We start from the raw sequence: 18,231 nt of genomic DNA, 5'->3' as shown, positions 1-18,231 counted from the left end.
TCATTGGATGTAATCAACGTAATGAGACAGACGTAAAAATAAATTTTGTAAGTAATCCTACTCCAAGAAATTAAGGTGATGTTATGTCAGAAAATACTCAAATCGATTTTATATATCTTTCAGAACCAGACATGATCAAAGCAGGTGTTAAGAATATGCCTGGCTGTGTTGATGCAATGGAAGAGATGTTCGGACTACTCCATAAAGGCGATTATCGTATGGCTGGCGCAAATAATGACTCTCATGGCGCCATGGTTACTTTCCCTGAAAATCCAGAAATAGCTACGATGCCTCGTCACACTCCAGACCGTCGTTTAATGGCAATGCCAGCTTACCTTGGTGGTGATTATCAAACATGTGGCGTGAAATGGTATGGCTCTAACATTGCTAACCGTGAAAAAGGACTGCCGCGTTCAATCTTAATGTTCACACTTAACGATACTGATACTGGTGCTCCGTTAGCACACATGTCTGCAAACCTACTTTCTGCCTATCGCACTGGCGCTGTTCCTGGGGTGGGTGCTCGTCATTTAGCACGTAAAGATTCAAAGGTGGTTGGTCTTCTAGGACCTGGTGTTATGGGTAAAACATCAATTGCTGCTTTCATGGCTGTATGCCCACAAATCGACACGCTTAAAATTAAAGGCCGAGGTCAAAAAAGTTTAGATAGTTTTCTTAGCTGGGTGAAAGAGAGTTTCCCTCAAATCACTAATGTACAAGTCGTTGATACTTTAGAAGATGTTGTACGAGATGCTGATATCGTTACTTACTGTAATTCAGGAGAAACTGGTGATATTTCTTCATATCCAGTCATAAAACGTGAATGGGTGAAACCTGGCGCTTTCATTTCAATGCCTGCTTACTGTCGATTAGATCAAGGCTTAGAAGAAAGTGATGTCAGAAAAGTCATGGACAACATCGGGCTTTATGAAGCTTGGCATGATGAAGTACCAAAACCTGCACACATGTACATTCCAATTATTGGCTGTCGTTTCATGGACATGATTGACGAAGGGTTAATGACCAAAGATCAACTTGAAGATCTTGGTTCGATTGTCACAGCGACAAGTCCTGGGCGACAAAACGATCAAGAAATTATTGTGTTATCGGTAGGCGGTTTACCTACTGAAGATGTCGCTTGGGCAACCAAAATTTACCACAACGCAATGAAACATAATATCGGTGTAAAACTCAATCTCTGGGAAACGCCAGAGCTGAGCTAGTCGTTATAACCATCATTATAAAAAAGCGTGAACACCAATAAAGGTCAATTCACGCAAGCTTTACTTTAACGCGGACAACTAACATGACACAAACTCAAATAGAAAAAACTCATATAGCAAAGATAGTAAAAGTAAAAACAGGTTCAAAATTTGAAGAGATAGGCAGTTATTCTCGTTTGGTTTCTGTTGATAATTGGATTTACGTTTCAAATACAGCAGGGCGAAACCCTGAAACCAAAGTGATACCTGAAGATGCTTTAGAGCAAACTGAGCAAGTCTTTAGCAATATTGAAGCCGCGTTAGAAGCCGTTGGCTCAAGTTTAGCTGACGTCGTTTTTTCTCGTGTATTTATTCAAGATCCTGAAGACGTTCATGCTGTTATGCAATTAATCGGCGAAAAATTCAAAGGTATTAACCCTGCGACAACAGTTACTTGTCCGCCATTAGGCTCAACCGTTTATAAAATGGAATTAGAAGTAACCGCTTATCGCGGTGCGGCAACTGCAGATATCCAAGAGATCACTATTTAAAATAGAAATGCTTATAACGAGTAGGAAACAAGCTCATGACAAAAACACTTGATGCAATAAATACAACGGACGTTCTTCCAGAGTCCACAACGGTTGTCATTATTGGTGGAGGCATTATAGGCGTGACAGCCGCACTGACATTGGCTGAACGTAATATCAAAGTGGTGCTGCTAGAAAAAGGCCATATTGCTGGAGAGCAGTCTTCACGTAATTTAGGTTGGATCCGCAAAACAAGTCGACATGCTGAGGATGTTCCACTCGCAATGGCTGCAGATCGCTTATGGGCTGAAATGCCACAGCGCATTGGTCAAAGTGTTGGTTACAAACAGGCGGGCATTATCTTTTTAGCAAAAACAGAGCAACAACTTGCCATGCATGAAAATTGGTTAAAGTCTGTTAGCGCATTGTCTTTAGATTCAAAAATGATGACGGCTCAAGAAATTGATCAAACGGCACCCGGCGGTAAAGGTGATTGGAAAGGCGGCATTTATACGCCTTCCGATGGTCGAGCTGAACCGGCTATCGCAGCAACGAATATTGCTAAAGCGGCGATAGAAAAAGGCGCCATCATGTTACAAAACTGCGCAGTACGTACGCTTTCAACATCAGGTGGAAAAGTATGTGGCGTGGTGACAGAACAAGGAGAAATACGTTGTGATAAAGTCTTACTGGCTGGTGGTGCTTGGTCGAGACGCTTTTTAAGTAACGTAGGGGTTTCATTACCGACACTGCCACTTAAATGTTCTGTGCTTCGTACTAAACCGATGGAAGGACCAACTGATATTGCGGTAGGCGGCCCTGATTTCTCTTTCAGAAAGCATCAAGATGGCGGTTTCATTATCACGCAGCGCTCAGCATTAGATGCGCCACTTACCTTAGATCATTTATTAATTGGGTGGCGTTACTTTGAACAACTACGTACACAACATCGTTTTTTACGTCCTGCTTTAGGACTAGAATTCTTAAAAGATCTTTCATTGGGCCGTCGCTGGAAAAGCGATAGACGCTCTCCTTTTGAAGAAGTTCGCACCAACGATCCTGAACATTCGTCAGCTATCAATCAAGAAGCACTCGCTAACTTAAGTGCAGCTTGGCCAGTTTTTAATAAAGCAGAAATTGAAGAAGAGTGGGCTGGCATTATCGATGTTACGCCCGATTCAAATCCAGTCATTGACCGTATCAAAGCTATTCCTGGTTTAACCATTGCAACAGGGTTTTCAGGCCATGGTTTTGGTACTGGGCCCGCGGCTGGCCAGTTAGCGGCAGATATTGTTTGTAATACCCCTCCACTCGTTGATCCAAGCCCTTATCGCTTCGACCGACTTTAACATCATAAAAACGTTTTACTCAAAAGAGGAACAGAAACATGATAGCTATAACAGATTCAGATAACGTCAATATGGCTGCGAAACCGGCTGCTAATAAAATGACAAAATTAGGATTACCAACAATGATGGCCATATGTATCGGCTTAGTCATTGTTCAAGGTGCTATGATCTCCGCACTTCAAGGCTTAGGCATTGGTGGGATGGGGTTTATTGCCGCGATGGTTGTTGCACTTATTTTAGCGCAATTTAATGCGATGAGTTTCTCTGAATTATCGCTGATGTTTCCTCAGGCTGGGACTTTAGCGACTTATACACAAAAAGCTATTGGTCACTTTCCTGCTATCGTGGCTGTGTTTGCTGGCTATGTTGTTGTAGCTGTCTTAGCCTTACCCGTTGAGATGTTTTTAGTTGATGCTATGTTAGGCGAATTACTGCCGGGGGTATTACCTGAAAAAGTCGTTCCAATGATTATTTTAGTTATTTTCACTGTCACTAATCTGATTGGGACAGATGTGTTTGCTAAAGCGCAAAATTTCTTGGCATTTGTATTAGTGAGTGCATTAGTACTGACTGGGTTTGTGGCGATTACTGGTGCGAGTCAACCTCATCCTGAGTTAGTTGGTACCGCTGTCGACTGGGGGTTTGCAGGTATAATGGATGGTAGTTTTATTGGGTTAGTTGGCTTGGCATTATGGACAATGGTTGGCGTGGAATATATCTGCCCAATGATTAATGAAGTTAAGAATCCTCATAAAAACATTCCACGAGCAATGCATCTGTCATTATTTATGATCTTTTGTATTTTCTTAGCGTTTATCTATGGTGCAAGTTTATTTTTAAATGTTGAAAGTTTAGTGAGTTCACCACTTCCATTTTTAGATTATGCAAATGCGGTATTCGGCAAAAGTGGTTTAGTTATTGCGACTATTATGGCCTTAGCTGCAACTTGCAGTACTATGAATACGATATTAGCGGCAGTACCAAGAATGTTACAAGGCATGGCAGAGCAGAAACAAGCTTTCCCTCAACTTAAAGCAACCAATAAACACAACGCACCTTGGGTAGGTATCCTGATGATCGCTGTACTAACGACAATCCCTTTCCTATCATTAGGTATTGATTCTTTAATTGTGTTAATTATTGCTGCAACAACCAGTTTTTTATTAGCTTATAGCGTAGCGCATATCAATGTCATGGTATTACGTAAACGCATGCCAAATCACCCTCGACCATACCGCACACCTTTCTTTCCTGTGCCACAAATATTAGGTTTAATTGCAATGTTATTTGTTGCTTTAAACAACTCACCAAGCCCTGAAATGACACAACTTGTGTACAGCATCACAGGTGGAATACTAGTGATCTTAAGTATTATTGGTGCGTTATGGGTGAAGTTTTATATGAAACGTAACTTATTTGAACCAGATATGGATTAATGCAACAAGTTAACATAATAAGAATAAAGCCCTTTATGTTTCAAATGCCAACATTCAGAAATGATGTTGGCATTTTATGTTGATGGGGTGTATTTCAGTTAAAAGCTCAGCACAACACATATAATTTGACAGCATGAAACACAAACCGTCAAACGTTATTAAAACTCCAATAAGTTATTTTATATTAAACTAGAGCTCTGCTTCGAACTGCGCTAGCCATGTGGCTAAGCCACCGTTAAGTAACTGTTTATCTTCAGTAGTTAATGATGTCGTTAGTTCATCTAACACGGTTACATGTACTTCAATCGCTTGATCAATTAACGCTCGACCTTGTACAGTTAATGCGACGGTGACACTGCGTCTATCTTCTTCACTATGGCAACGGTCGATCAATCCTTTGTCTGCGAGTTTATCTAGGCGATTGGTCATCGCGCCAGAAGTTAATAATAAAGCACTGGTTAATTCTGATGGTGTTAAACAAGCGTTATTCGCCGAACGTCTTAAGGCAGCTAACACATCAAACTCGCCCAAAGTTAAAGCAAAACTTTTATGGCATTGTGTGATGCGCGTTTCAAGATGTTTACTAATCCGTAACAAGCGTCCAACTAATGCCATTGCAGTGGTATCTAATTGTGGTTTTTCTTTTTGCCATTGCTCAACCACAAGATCTAATTTATCCAAGAAAGCCTCTTTTATTGCGAATGCAGCTGCATTTATATTGATGACTGGTTTTAACACCACTTTAAAGGTTAGTTTGCCATTGGAATATACCTTAATGCAAAGATACTTTACAAGAAGTAAAAACAAGTGCAAAATCCGCTTCCCTTTACGTAAAGATACTTTACGAAAAAATAATGATTGAGCCGATGAATTTCATTAGCTTGAAGAAAAGAGATACAAACATGAATATAATATTAGCCATGGTCGCTGCCTTTTTTTGGGGTACAACCTACGCAGTCACTCAATATAGCCTTGATGGTTGGCCCCCTTTATTATTAGGGGCCATTCGCGCTTTACCAGCAGGGTTACTTTTATTACTTATTAAACCTAGTTTACCTAAAGGCAAAGATTGGGTGGTATTGTTGCGTTTAGGTGCGATTAATATTGCATTATTTTTTGGCCTGCTATTTATCATGGCACAAACCTTACCGTCGGCTATCTCCGCAATGGGAATGGTTTATGTACCCGTTTTTGCAATGTGCTTCCACTGGCTTGTTAACAAGAAAAAGCCCGCTAAATTACAGCTCATATCAGGTGCATTATTAATCGTATTAGCTTGGCAATTGTTTGATCCACAAAAAGTACAACTCAACGGTGTCGGCTTAGTCGCAATGCTCTCCGCCATCGGGTGTATCGTGATAGGAAGTAACTTGACACAATCACTTAGCAACCGCATTCATTGGTGGACAGTATTAACTTGGCAACTTATTTTAGGTGGTAGTTTACTGGCTATATTAGCAGCGCTACAAGCAACCGTTTATCCCGCACAATATAGTAATGCAATTGGAAACGTCAGCGTCTTAAATACGATCGGCTTATTATGGTTAGTGATACTTAATACCGCATTAGCTTATTCTTTATATGTTTGGTTATTAAGCCGTATGACAGTGGTTGAATTTACTTTTGCAGGTGTTACTAATCCGATTGCGGGTATATTAATGGGATTATTGTTAATGGGAGAATCTTTTAGCCTGCACCAATATTCTCTGATGGCAGCGATCATTTTAACGTCTCTACTGTCCCCTTTATTTGCCAAATATAAACATAGAAAAACACTTAAAAGAGTCGAAGAGCCCTCTTTATCAACGGCAAAATAAACACAGTAAACGATCTAGTTTACTCGCTAAATCTTATGCACTAACTTATGGTGATAGCTATTATGATAACTATTGTAATAGCTATGTTGACAGTGATGCATAAGATTTAATCAAACGCGCTTATTTTTTGGCTTCTAAAACAGATAAAATCTGCTGTAAAGATTGACGGTATTCTTGGTCATTTGAATTACGAAACAATAATAAGTCATCTATAACATCAGGATTATCAATACATTCTGGAATCGAAAAATCAACACCTTTTATGTATTCATCCCAGTTTTCTAGCTTCCAAGTATCTCTTGGTGAATTTCTTTCAATCATACGGTTTTTCACCACATCAATATCTGTGATCACCCATACCACGGTCAATCTTGCATCTTTTTTAGCAAGCTGCGTTTTTAAATTATCAACAAAAGCAGTGTCTCTGATTTCACGAGTAAAAGGAGCATTAATTAAGACAATATCATCATATTCCAATGCTTCCATCGCCAGAGCTAAAACTGCGTCATACTCATAGTTACGAATATGTTCTTCAAAAAATTCTGAACTTCGATTCACTTCCGCGTTAGCGACTTTAAAAATCTGATGTGAAAGCACAATAAGCGTATCTTTATCTAAATACACAACATGCTTTAGCTCTTTAGCTAGCTGCTTAGATATATATGTTTTTCCACTGGCTGGTGGCGATGTAACAAGGATCAATCTTTTCATTGTGCTTCCTCAGTTGAATATTAAGATAACCTAATATATACCCAACTCGTTGTAAATAGTGATTCTTTTTTTGTAAAAAATACGGATAATCAAACGATTTACGTTCAATAATCAACTACCACAAACCCTTTTAAAATACGCTAAAAGTCAGTTTTGTGGAAAGCACTTGTTAAAAAATTAAAAAATAAATTTGCTAAAGTAGGTCGATATTAAAGTGATGAACGGAGTTAAAATGGTTAATCGCCTTTAAACAGCTAAGACGATCATCATTGTTGTTAATGGCAACATCAATTTGAGTAAATGATTCAATTTGTCGGCAAAATAACTAAATGATGGGTAAGTTCAGGGAACTGGTTCAAATCTCAAGAAAGTACAAAACAGTTTAACGACTATTTTGGGGGCTATGAAGATACTTTTGTAAATTTCTATATACTTTAAATTATCTTGTCAGTACATATTCTCTGTAATTTTTTTGCATTGAAGTACGCAAAACCACCTTCACCGAAAAACATAAAAATTAAATTAATGATATAAAGTGATTTTTGCAGCTATTCTTCGCAGCTGAGGCTACATAAGGAGAGATAATTATAAAGTAGCCAAACATTCGCTATCAAAAAAACTTAACGCTGCTTTCTAACAAGCAAGAAAATTAGTTGTTTTTTGATAAGGTACATCGTTCACAACAATACCACTAACTCGCGCTGTTTTAGGACCGGTTTTAAGCCATTCCACCATTTTATCTATTTTTTCGGGCGCCCCATACATCAGCACTTCAACATCACCATTGGGTAAATTTTTTGCATGTCCCATCAAATTATAAAGACGGGCTTCCATGCTGGTAAAATAACGAAAACCTACTCCCTGTACAATCCCAGAAACAATCACTTTACATCCAACTTTATCCATTTTAATTCTCCCTTTAACGCTTATTGTTCTTATATAAGCATAAACATCTTCGATAATATAAACTTAGCCAGAACACACATTTGTTTTAATAACTTCCAATCCGCGTTTGTGTATCATCACATTGCAAGTCAATAACGCTTAAAATACACAATATTATCTACCGTTATCAATTGCCAGAAGTCACCATTAACCCGAATATACCCAATACAAAACCTAACACTGCGCCAATCGGTGGAGCCCAATGTTTTTCTAATTTAACTTGTGGTGCAAGATCTTGAAATATAGAGTACAAAATACCACCGGAAGCAAATAACATAATGGCAGAAACCGCCTTTGGATACTCAGATAACCAGAGGAACCCTGACACCCCTGCAACGGGTCCGAGCATCGCCATTAAACAAAACATCAGAATGATTTTTTTAGGTTTATAAGTGGCGCTTGAATTTAACTCTCGATAGGCGCTAAAACCTTCTGGTAAGTTCTGTAAAGCAATCAATGCGGCTAATAAATAGGCATTACTGTTGCCTATTGCAAAGGCAGCACCAAGCGCAATCGACTCGGGAATAAAATCCGATAGCATGGCCGCAAGCTGACTGGCTGGCGTATTAATTTTCTTAAGGTAGATATCCAACCCCATAAAGCTCAGCCCCCCCATAACAAACCAGATACAGGCCGATATAGGGCTAAAATTAGCGATGCCTTCCGGAACTAACACTAACGCTACAGCAGATAATAGTGCCCCGCCCCCAAAGGCCATCACGCTATGTCTAAACTCTTCTTCAATCCATTGGTTTTTTATGTTTTCAACACAAGCAATAACAGCACCAAGCGCCATCGCCAAGCCAGCGAGTAATGTGGAAATGATAACAACCAGCAACAAATCCATCGTTTATCCTCGATAAAGGTTAAGTAGTAGCAAGCATATTAAATAAGAGAGCTAAGTTTTGCTTTGCATAGACAGAATGGCTTAGTTTACACCGTAAGTTGAGTAGATAGTTGCTCCCTTTTACAAAACTTACGACGAAGCAATAGGTCATTTTAACAATTAAAACACTTAGCTTAATTGGCGTAATTGATATAACCACCTTAATTTACCTTAAGCTGGTTTTCAATCCACTTATCATTGCGACAGATATAACAATAGGTTAATTATGTCTTTATTCGTTGATTCTACACTTTACATTAACATTCAACGCCTAATGCAGAATTATAGGCGACAAATAATATTCAATTAAGTTCAAATGCTGGAGCATTTCTATCATTACACTGCAGAGCTGATACAATTGAGATTGTTATCATTCTCGCATAATATGGATCTTTAAATGAAAAAAGCATTACTCTCAGTAACACTTCTGGCTACAACAATCTCTGTAACTGCACAAGAAACAAGCAACAGTTTTATGGACGGCATCAATAATGCTGGTCTTGGCAATTTCTCTGGCCAAATTCAATCTTTAACAATGTCCCGTGATAAAAACAAATATGCTACTGGTGATGAAAGAGGCGACACTTCAACCCTTGCTTTCACATTAAATTATTTATCGCCTGAATACACTGGTTTTACAGTCGGTGCGCAATGGGTTAGTTCTTTTACATTATGGGAACATAACCCAAATGTACCAATCAATGATGATTTCAATACACTCAACAAAGCCTATATTAATTGGAATATGAGTGCATATGATTTAAATAAGTCAAATCTGAAATTGGGTCGTTTTGCTATTGATACTTTATTAATGCCAGATATTGCACCACGTCAAAAATCACAGTCAATGGAAGGGATTGTATTTGAAAGCGAAGATATCAAAGATACAAAACTAGTAGCCGGTTGGATTTATAAATACAGCTCATGGTCAACGTTTACTTTTGAAGACTCAGCTGCATTTAACTACGAGTTTACTGATGTCAGTGATGTTGCAGGCAAAGACTATTCCACAGCGGGGACTTTCTTTGTAGATTATACCTACTCTGGTATTAACAAACTAAATATCAACGTGTCAGATTACCTCTCTGAAGATATTTTTAATACTGTATTAGCAGATGTTAAATGGGAAGTGGTTGATGGCATCAAATGGCGTAACGTTTGGGCGCATCAAGACTCTGTGGGTCAAGGTAACGGTTCATACGGTAATAATGGAGACCTTTCAGCAGATTTCATTGAAACTTCTGTTATTTTTGAAGGTAAAGATGGCGCCTATGTTCGTCCTGGTATCTGGTTAATTCCGGGCTCCGCAGGTGGTGATAATGAACATACTTTCCAAGATCTTTTCCAATCTAACTTAACCCCAACCTTCCCACTAATGGCAAATCCATATGGTTTCCTTGCGGGCACAACGGGTTATTTTGTTGAAGGATTCAGTACACTTACTAAAAAAGATTGGTTATGGGCAATGGCTGCTTATACCGATGTTGATAACAGTGCTAATACAGATGATTACGATGCCTTAGAATTAAATGTGATTTACGGTCGTCAACTCGCCAAAAACTTCAGTACATCTGTGAAACTTGGTTATGCTTGGTTAGATGATAAAATAGGTTCAGATGACACTCAAGCTTGGGATGCTCGTCTTTTCTTAACTTACCAATTCTAATTATTTGGTGGCTTTAAACACGCGTGAATTCAATTCAGCAGTGAAATCCTTTAAAGTCACCTATTTCATCAGTAAAATATAATTAGCTTTTAAAATGTAAAACATACATTGAATAGCATCGTTAATAGCATCACAACACTCCACAGAAAAAAGACAAAAAAATACCCACCAGCAATTAACTGGTGGGTATTAAAAAATGCTATTTAAATCGTAAAACTCTTAACTAATTAATGTACTAAGCCGTCAATAAACGTAAAGTATCTCTAGCAATAACCCACTCTTCATTAGTTTGAACAACCATCGCGACCGTACTACCTGGTTCACTGAAAATGCCTTTATTAGATGATTTACCAAAACGATTTGCTAGGTTTTCTTGTTCATTCACTTTAAAGCCTAATAAACCTAAACGAGCTAAGGTTAATTGACGAATTGGTGCTGAATTTTCACCGATCCCGCCTGTAAATACAACAGCATCTAAACGTCCATCTAAAGCAGCGGTGTAACTTGCAATGTATTTAGCTAAGCGGTAACAGTAAAGGTCCATAGCACGCGTTGCCGCTTTATCTTGTTGGTAGTTATCTTCAACAAATCGACAATCAGATGTATTTTCTGTTAATCCTAATAAGCCAGACTCTTTCGTTAGCATGGTGTGGATCTCTTCCATGCTATAACCTAGTTCATCATGTAAATGGAAAATAATGGCAGGGTCTAAATCACCACAACGCGTTCCCATCACTAACCCTTCTAACGGTGTCATGCCCATTGACGTATCAACAGAAATACCATTTTTAATCGCACAAACAGAACCACCGTTTCCTAAGTGACAGTTGATGATATTTAACTCACTAACGGGTTTATTTAATACTTCAGCAACTTGTAGTGTAATGTAGTAATGACTAGTACCGTGCATACCGTAACGACGAACGCCATTATCACGGTAAAGTTTGTACGGAAGTGCGTATAAATAAGCTTCTTCAGGCATTGTTTGATGGAAAGCAGTATCAAATACAGCAACATTTTGTAACAAAGCTAGTGCACTTTGAGCGGCACGAATACCGATCAGATGAGCTGGATTATGTAAAGGCGCTAATGACACACAATCTTCAATGCCTTGCATAACAGAATCAGTGATCACTGCAGATTCAGTAAACTGCTCACCACCGTGTACGATACGATGACCAATAGCATATAAATTTTCTTTTAATACAGGATTTAGCGAAAGGATTTCATTAACGATATAAGTTAATGCTTCATCATGGGCTGCACCAGCACCTAATTCAGCTTTACCTTTTACGCCTTCTAGATTCCATTTAATACTTGCATTATCCAAGTGCAAACACTCAGAAAGACCAGAAAGTTTTTCATCACCAGTAACGGCATCAATAATGGCAAATTTCAAAGAAGAACTACCACAGTTAAGTACAAGGATTAGCTTGCTGTCCATTTTTATATCCTATTTATCGCAAAAATAAAGGGTTAGAGCGAAAAGTTATTTCAACTCTTTAAAAGTTGTTTTTTTGGCATTATAAAATAATAACAACAGACAGAGCCCTTGTTTTTACTATCACCAAATTAGAGGTGCGAAGCATACACGTGAAGGACATAGATCACAAAAAATAGTTTCAAAAGCATATTTCTTCTTTTAAAGAATGCTTTATAGACATCATCCAATAAAAATGAGGCGTAAGAAGGGTTTACATAAGACTAGCTTAAATTAATATAAAAAAATAAGAAGTGGTACAGCGATGAACTGCACCAAACTTGTAAAAATAGTACTAAATAATTGATATAAAACAACTCCACGAATAAAGCTAACGTTGAAGATCAAATATTAATCTTCTCTGCATAGCGCACAATATGTGTTGGTATTTGCAGTTGTTCTTCTATCGCTTGTTTAAAAATGCTTTGTTTATCTGGTTCACCATGTATTAAAAATACATGATCGATTTTTTCAAACTCACTGATCCATGCTAAAAGGTCATGTTGGTCCGCATGTGCAGAGAATCCATTCACTTTATGTATTTGTGCATTTACTTTAATATTTTCATGGTAAAGCTGAACCGAATCAGCACCATCGATCAACTTTCTTCCCAATGTACCCTGCACTTGATACCCAACAAATATGACACTATTTGTCTCATCCCATAAACGATGTTTTAAATGATGTAATATTCGCCCTCCCGTGCACATGCCACTGCCAGCGATAATGATACAACCACTTTCTATTTTATTAATGAGTATCGATTCATTGCTTTTTAACGCATATTGTAAATAGGGGAAATCAAATATACTGCCATCACGTTCAAGTAACTGTTTGGCTGACTCATTCAAATCATGATGATGAGCAGTATAAATTTGCGTGGCGCGCATGGCCATTGGAGAATCCAAAAATACTTGGCATTGTGGTAACTCTTTGTCGTAATACATTTGTTTTAATAATAATAAAATTTCTTGCGAGCGTTCGATAGCAAATGATGGGATCAAAATATTGCCTTTATTTTTTAAGGTATTGATCACAATCTCCTTAAACTCATCTACCGTCTCTTTTAAACCACAATGATTACGGTCACCATAAGTTGACTCAATAAATAACGCATTGGTTTGTTTAATAACCGTAGGTGCTGGCATGATTAGATCTTTACGGCCGCCTAAGTCGCCAGAAAAAACCACCGACTTCGTTTTCCCTGCCTCTTCGAAATCAATTTGCACTGTGCTTGAACCGAGAATGTGCCCAGCTTGGCGAAACGTCACTTTCACATTCGCAGTCAGTTGAATGCTTTTATCATGTTGTGCATATTGAATGGTTAAATCAAATACTGCTCTAGCATCATCAATAGTATAGATAGGGGAGCGAATTTTTTTTTCATTACCCGACCGTTTTGCTTTTTTATAAGCGACTTTGTAATCTTCTTCGGCAATTTTAGCGCTATCCATTAACACCACTTCTGCTAAATCCATGGTCGCACGAGAAGCTACAATCTTGCCATCAAAGCCTTCTTTAACTAATTTAGGGATGCGGCCTACATGATCTAAATGAGCATGAGTAACTAAAACAATATTGACGCTTTTAGGATCAAAATCGAAAGGCTCATAGGTCTTCTCTTCACCTTCTCCTTGAAAATAACCGCAATCAATTAATATATTTGGGCCATTTTCAAGCTGCAACAGATGACATGAACCAGTGACTGTTTCTGCTGCACCGAATGATTGAATAAAAGCCATAAAACACCTCCTTTACGCACTTAATTACAGATTTTTTTGAAACTGAATAGCTTAACGTCTAGCCAGTTAACTACCTTTAATAACTGCAGTTTTATCTAATATCTAGTAATGACCATAGCGCATAAGAAGGTATAAATTTGATAGCCTGTTAGCAATTTTGCTATTCAGTCACTTAATTAAAAAAGATGAGAGGAAGGTTAAATACGGAGGGAAAAGACTAAAGACAGCAATGCAATAAGTCGGTTAGATCCTTTAATGGGGTAATAATACCGTTAATTCCGTTAATTTACGGATCAAATATTACGCTGGAAACAGAAGTTAGTTTAAGGCAAAAGTTGCCGTAAGTGATTGTTCTCTTTTATAAAAATTTTAACATGAAAATAGTTACTTTTAACCACTAAGATTGATCAGTTAGTTAGCAGAGTTGGTATCACAATATTAAGGTATAAAAAAACCGCTCACTGAGCGGTTTAAAGTATTTATAAGATGTATAACGTTTATGATTTAGTTTGTTTTAGCATTTGCCAGTATTTCTCATAGATGGCATTCGCTTCGCCTAAGTCACTATGGTACGAACCATTTTTAATTACATCAGCAGGCGGTACAACCATTGGGTTATTACGCATTTCATCACTTAACAAAGAGATAGTACCTAAGTTAGGCGTTGAATTACCTACACCTTCAAGAATTATTTTGCCAATTTCAGGGCGTAATATATAGTCGATCAGCTTATGTGCATTATCTACGTTTTCTGCGCCTTTAGAGATAACAAGACTATCTACCCACAAAGTAACACCTTCTTTTGGATAAATGTAATCAACCGTACCTAATTCAAGTTGAGCCATGTAAGCTTCACCATTCCACATCACTCCCATCGGTACATTACCTTGAATAAGCGGTCCCTTTGGCGAATCAGACAAGAATAATTTTACGTTCGGTAATAACTCAACCAACGCTTCATAAGCTTGACGAATTTCATCTTCATTAGTGGTATTGTTCTCAAAGCCTTTCACTTTTAATGCCATTAAAAATATATCACGAACATCATCTAATAACAGAATTTGGTCTTTAAACTCTGGTTTCCAAAGGTCCTTCCACGATGTAATTGATGATGAATCCATCTCATCGGTATTGACCGCAATAGCGGTACTGCCCCATAGATACGGAATACTGTACTTATTACCTGGGTCGTAAGCTTGATCCAATAAATTTGGGTCTAAGTTAGCCAGATTTTTTAATTTAGATTTATCAATCGGCTGTATAAGATCAGCGCGCTTTAAACGTTCGATAAAAAAGGTCGTGGGTACTGCAAGATCATAACCTTTACCATTCACTAATTGTAATTTTGCGAACATAGTTTCATTGCTATCAAAAGTAGCAACTTCCACTTTAATGCCTGTTTCTTTAGTAAATGATTTAAGTACTTTATCTGGAATGTAATCAGCCCAGTTATACAATACGACTTTTTCTTCTGCAATTGCTGAAAAACTAAGCATCATTGCGGCGGTCACTGTTAACCATTTTTTCATTATAAATTTCCTTTTTTACGTAGCAATAGCTGCGATATTACAATTAAGACTACTGACCCAACAAAGAGTAAAGTAGAGATAGCATTAACCTCTGGCGACACACCAACACGGACCATGGAATATATTTTAAGTGGTAATATTTCATAGCCTGGCCCCGTTACAAAGGAACTCACAATCACATCATCTATGGATAACGTGAAACTTAATAACCAACCCGATGCTACCGCAGGTAATATCATTGGTAGGATAATTTTACTAAATACTTGCCATTCGTTAGCACCCAAATCTCGTGCAGCTTCGGTGACCGACATATCCATGCCTTTCAAACGTGAAAAAACACTAATTATTACAAAAGGCAAACAGAAAGTAATGTGTGCAATTAAAAGCGAAATATAGCCGAGCTCAATACCCAAAGTAACAAATAAAATAAGTAAAGCAATCGCCATTACAATGTCCGGTGTTAACATACTTACAAACACCAACGAAGAGACTGCTCCTTTACCATAAAAACGGTAACGTTGTAATGCGACGGCTGCTAAAGTGCCAATCACTGTTGCAGCTGTTGCACTTGTTAAGCCCACTTGTAAGGTGTGCCAACCCGCTTCCATTAACGAATCATTTTCAAATAACTTCTCGTACCATTTGTAGGTAAAACCACTCCATTTATTACCGTAGCGAGACTCGTTGAAAGAGTTAACCACTAAAATAAAAATAGGAGTGTAAACATAGCAAAGTACTAATCCAATAAACCCTAGTCTAAAAATTCGAATCATTGATGCCCCCTTCGCGATTCGACATTTTTGTCGCTCGGTAGTAAAGCCAAAGCATAAAGGATAATAATAAAATCATTAAAATACTCAACGCAGCGCCAAATGGCCAATCACGAGTTTGGATAAACTGGTTTTTGATGACATTGCCCAATAACGCATGCTTTGAACCGCCCAATAAATCCGCCACAAAAAACATGCCCATCGCCGGTAATACCACCATTAAACACCCAGCAATAATACCTGGCAGTGTTAATGGTAAAGTAATACGCATTAAACGTTGGCTTGCACTAGCGCCGAGGTCTTTAGCAGCATCTAATAATTTAAAGTCCAATCGTTCCATAGAGGAATAGATAGGCAAAATCATAAAAGGTAACAATATATAACTGAGTCCAAAAATAACCGCAAATTGGCTATATAACATGTCCAAAGGTTTATCAATTAAACCAACAAACTGCAGTGTTTCATTGATTAAGCCCTTTTTACCTAACAAAAATTGGATGGCATAAATACGCACCAATGAATTAGTCCAAAATGGTACAATTAACAAAAACAATACAATGCCACGCCAGCGTTGCGGTAATCCCATTAAACACATCACAAACGGGTAAGCAATCGCCAGACAGATCACCGCCGTGATCATTGACATCGAAAGTGAATCCCACAACAGCGATATAAAGGTTGGATCGAAAATACTCTTCCAGCCTTCTAAACTAAATTTATACTGTATTAAAAAATCAGCATCACGGGTTAAAAAGCTAGTCACCAATACCATCAAACTTGGTACTAAAACGAACAGTGCTAGCCAGCTTGTTGCTAAGCCAATAGCCCAAAAACGAAACTGATTAAATTGTTTGTTCATATGGCAATACCACTTCCCAACCAGTTATCCATTGTAATGCGACTTTTTGCCCTAAACGGTAGTCAAAATCAGGGTCGTCTTCATCAAAAAACTCACTCGCAATCACTTTAGTTCCAGTAGATAAACGAATGTAAGAATCTAACGTTTTACCTTTATAATTACACTCGTGTATATGCCCTTCTATATGAACGGTATTAGCGGCTAATTCAGGTTTAGTTAAACGCACATCTTCAGGCCGCAGTAATACATGTACTTTGTCGTTTGCTGCAAAAGGATAATCTGTTTTAACAACCCAATCAGCGCCTTCAGCAACCACTTCAACATGTTTATCATCAATGCGACGCACAACATGCCCGTCAAATTGGTTAATTTCACCAATAAATCGAGCAACAAAAAGGTTCACTGGCGTTTCGTAAATTTCACGCGGTGTGCCGATTTGCTGAACCTTACCTTTGTTCAATACAACGATGCGATCTGACATCGACAATGCTTCTTCTTGGTCGTGCGTGACATAAACAAAAGTGATATTAAGTTGACGTTGTAAGCGCTTTAACTCAATTTGCATTTCTTGACGTAATTTGTAATCAAGTGCACTCAACGACTCATCTAATAATAATAAACGTGGACGATTAACCACAGCGCGCGCAATCGCGACACGTTGTTGTTGTCCACCGGATAATTGATGTGGTTTACGCTGAGCGAAACTTTCTAAACGCACCATACGTAATGCTTCAAGTACACGCTCATTAATGTCAGCTTTAGGTACTTTATGCATGATCAAACCAAACGCGATATTGTCATACACTGTCATATGAGGAAATAAAGCATAACTTTGGAACACGGTATTCACAGGGCGATGTTCAGCCTTAAGAATAGAGATATCTTTTTCATCAAGCATCACTTGCCCTTGGTCTTCTTTTTCAAAACCAGCAATAATGCGTAACACTGTCGTTTTACCACAGCCTGATGGACCTAATAAGGTAAGAAACTCACCGTCGTAAATTGTAAGGTCTAACGCATCTAAAACCGTATTATCGGCATACGTTTTACTGACCCCAGAGAGTTGTAAAAGAGGTTGGCACCCAGTCACATTCAATATTCCAAATATTTAGCCATAATGGCAGTTAACATCATCTTAAATTTTTAGCTTAAGCGTTTAAGAACTATTATTAAAAAACAAGTCTTTATTTTGTTTATATTGCAATCTTTAACGTAGATCACAATCGGCGCGATTGTACCTACATATCATTCAAACTCAATAAAAAATCAAAGCAAATAACAAATTATTTTCACTCTACTATTTACAATA

16 protein-coding genes are annotated in these 18,231 nt (G+C 38.0%); 6 read left to right on the top strand and 10 right to left on the bottom strand.

Going from position 1 to position 18,231, the window contains the following annotated elements:
- The first annotated feature begins 83 nt into the window (after positions 1–83).
- From H592_RS0117395 to H592_RS0117380, 4 genes are all read left to right on the top strand, one after another.
- Complete coding sequence (locus tag H592_RS0117395) at positions 84–1,223, top strand: ornithine cyclodeaminase family protein (protein WP_025565365.1); 1,140 nt, start codon at positions 84–86, stop codon at positions 1,221–1,223.
- Positions 1,224–1,306: 83 nt separating this feature from the next.
- A complete protein-coding gene (locus H592_RS0117390; protein ID WP_211235686.1) occupies positions 1,307–1,753 on the top strand; it encodes a RidA family protein in 447 nt (148 codons plus the stop codon).
- 35 nt (positions 1,754–1,788) lie between these two features.
- Positions 1,789–3,081, top strand: a complete 1,293-nt coding sequence (locus tag H592_RS0117385) for an NAD(P)/FAD-dependent oxidoreductase (protein ID WP_028869891.1) — start codon at positions 1,789–1,791, stop codon at positions 3,079–3,081.
- 38 nt (positions 3,082–3,119) lie between these two features.
- Entirely contained in the window at positions 3,120–4,517 is a 1,398-nt protein-coding gene (locus H592_RS0117380) for an APC family permease (protein WP_037072080.1), read from the top strand.
- 189 nt (positions 4,518–4,706) lie between these two features.
- On the opposite strand, the gene H592_RS0117375 is transcribed toward H592_RS0117380, so the two are convergent.
- A complete protein-coding gene (locus H592_RS0117375) occupies positions 4,707–5,198 on the bottom strand; it encodes a MarR family winged helix-turn-helix transcriptional regulator (RefSeq protein WP_028869889.1) in 492 nt (163 codons plus the stop codon).
- A 221-nt stretch (positions 5,199–5,419) separates the two neighbouring features.
- Here H592_RS0117375 and H592_RS0117370 point away from each other — a divergent pair, with 221 nt between their 5' ends.
- Positions 5,420–6,334, top strand: a complete 915-nt coding sequence (locus H592_RS0117370) for a DMT family transporter (protein ID WP_028869888.1) — start codon at positions 5,420–5,422, stop codon at positions 6,332–6,334.
- Between the two features lie 120 nt (positions 6,335–6,454).
- On the opposite strand, the gene H592_RS0117365 is transcribed toward H592_RS0117370, so the two are convergent.
- From H592_RS0117365 to H592_RS0117355, 3 genes are all read right to left on the bottom strand, one after another.
- Positions 6,455–7,045 (bottom strand): P-loop nucleotide/nucleoside kinase family protein, encoded by a 591-nt coding sequence (locus H592_RS0117365; RefSeq protein ID WP_028869887.1) that lies wholly within the window; start codon positions 7,043–7,045, stop codon positions 6,455–6,457.
- Positions 7,046–7,678: 633 nt separating this feature from the next.
- Positions 7,679–7,951 (bottom strand): acylphosphatase, encoded by a 273-nt coding sequence (yccX, locus tag H592_RS0117360; protein WP_028869886.1) that lies wholly within the window; start codon positions 7,949–7,951, stop codon positions 7,679–7,681.
- A 166-nt stretch (positions 7,952–8,117) separates the two neighbouring features.
- The gene (locus tag H592_RS0117355; RefSeq protein WP_028869885.1) at positions 8,118–8,837 is read right to left on the bottom strand and encodes a ZIP family metal transporter; all 720 of its coding nucleotides are present in this window, start codon (positions 8,835–8,837) and stop codon (positions 8,118–8,120) included.
- A 436-nt stretch (positions 8,838–9,273) separates the two neighbouring features.
- Here H592_RS0117355 and H592_RS0117350 point away from each other — a divergent pair, with 436 nt between their 5' ends.
- Positions 9,274–10,542 (top strand): hypothetical protein, encoded by a 1,269-nt coding sequence (locus tag H592_RS0117350; RefSeq protein WP_028869884.1) that lies wholly within the window; start codon positions 9,274–9,276, stop codon positions 10,540–10,542.
- Between the two features lie 235 nt (positions 10,543–10,777).
- Here H592_RS0117350 and H592_RS0117345 read toward each other — a convergent pair whose 3' ends face one another.
- The 6 genes from H592_RS0117345 to potA form a co-directional block, all read right to left on the bottom strand.
- Positions 10,778–11,986, bottom strand: coding sequence for an acetate kinase (locus H592_RS0117345; RefSeq protein WP_028869883.1), 1,209 nt, complete (start codon positions 11,984–11,986; stop codon positions 10,778–10,780).
- 380 nt (positions 11,987–12,366) lie between these two features.
- On the bottom strand, positions 12,367–13,764 hold the full coding sequence (locus H592_RS0117340; RefSeq protein WP_028869882.1) for an MBL fold metallo-hydrolase RNA specificity domain-containing protein: 1,398 nt from the start codon (positions 13,762–13,764) through the stop codon (positions 12,367–12,369).
- A 497-nt stretch (positions 13,765–14,261) separates the two neighbouring features.
- Positions 14,262–15,293 carry an ABC transporter substrate-binding protein gene (locus H592_RS0117335; RefSeq protein ID WP_028869881.1) on the bottom strand — a complete coding sequence of 344 codons (1,032 nt, stop codon included), beginning with the start codon at positions 15,291–15,293 and terminating at the stop codon, positions 14,262–14,264.
- On the bottom strand, positions 15,293–16,066 hold the full coding sequence (gene potC, locus H592_RS0117330; protein WP_028869880.1) for a spermidine/putrescine ABC transporter permease PotC: 774 nt from the start codon (positions 16,064–16,066) through the stop codon (positions 15,293–15,295). Before potC ends, H592_RS0117335 begins: the two co-directional genes overlap by 1 nt.
- Positions 16,050–16,922, bottom strand: coding sequence for a spermidine/putrescine ABC transporter permease PotB (gene potB / locus H592_RS0117325; RefSeq protein WP_028869879.1), 873 nt, complete (start codon positions 16,920–16,922; stop codon positions 16,050–16,052). The genes potC and potB overlap by 17 nt, the downstream gene beginning before the upstream one ends.
- On the bottom strand, positions 16,906–18,012 hold the full coding sequence (gene potA / locus H592_RS0117320) for a spermidine/putrescine ABC transporter ATP-binding protein PotA (RefSeq protein ID WP_156916152.1): 1,107 nt from the start codon (positions 18,010–18,012) through the stop codon (positions 16,906–16,908). Before potA ends, potB begins: the two co-directional genes overlap by 17 nt.
- Positions 18,013–18,231: the final 219 nt, after the last annotated feature.

This window comes from Psychromonas arctica DSM 14288 (assembly GCF_000482725.1).
Taxonomy (GTDB): domain Bacteria; phylum Pseudomonadota; class Gammaproteobacteria; order Enterobacterales; family Psychromonadaceae; genus Psychromonas; species Psychromonas arctica.
Note: the sequence above shows the minus strand (reverse complement) of the source record. Positions and strands in the feature narration are given on the sequence as shown.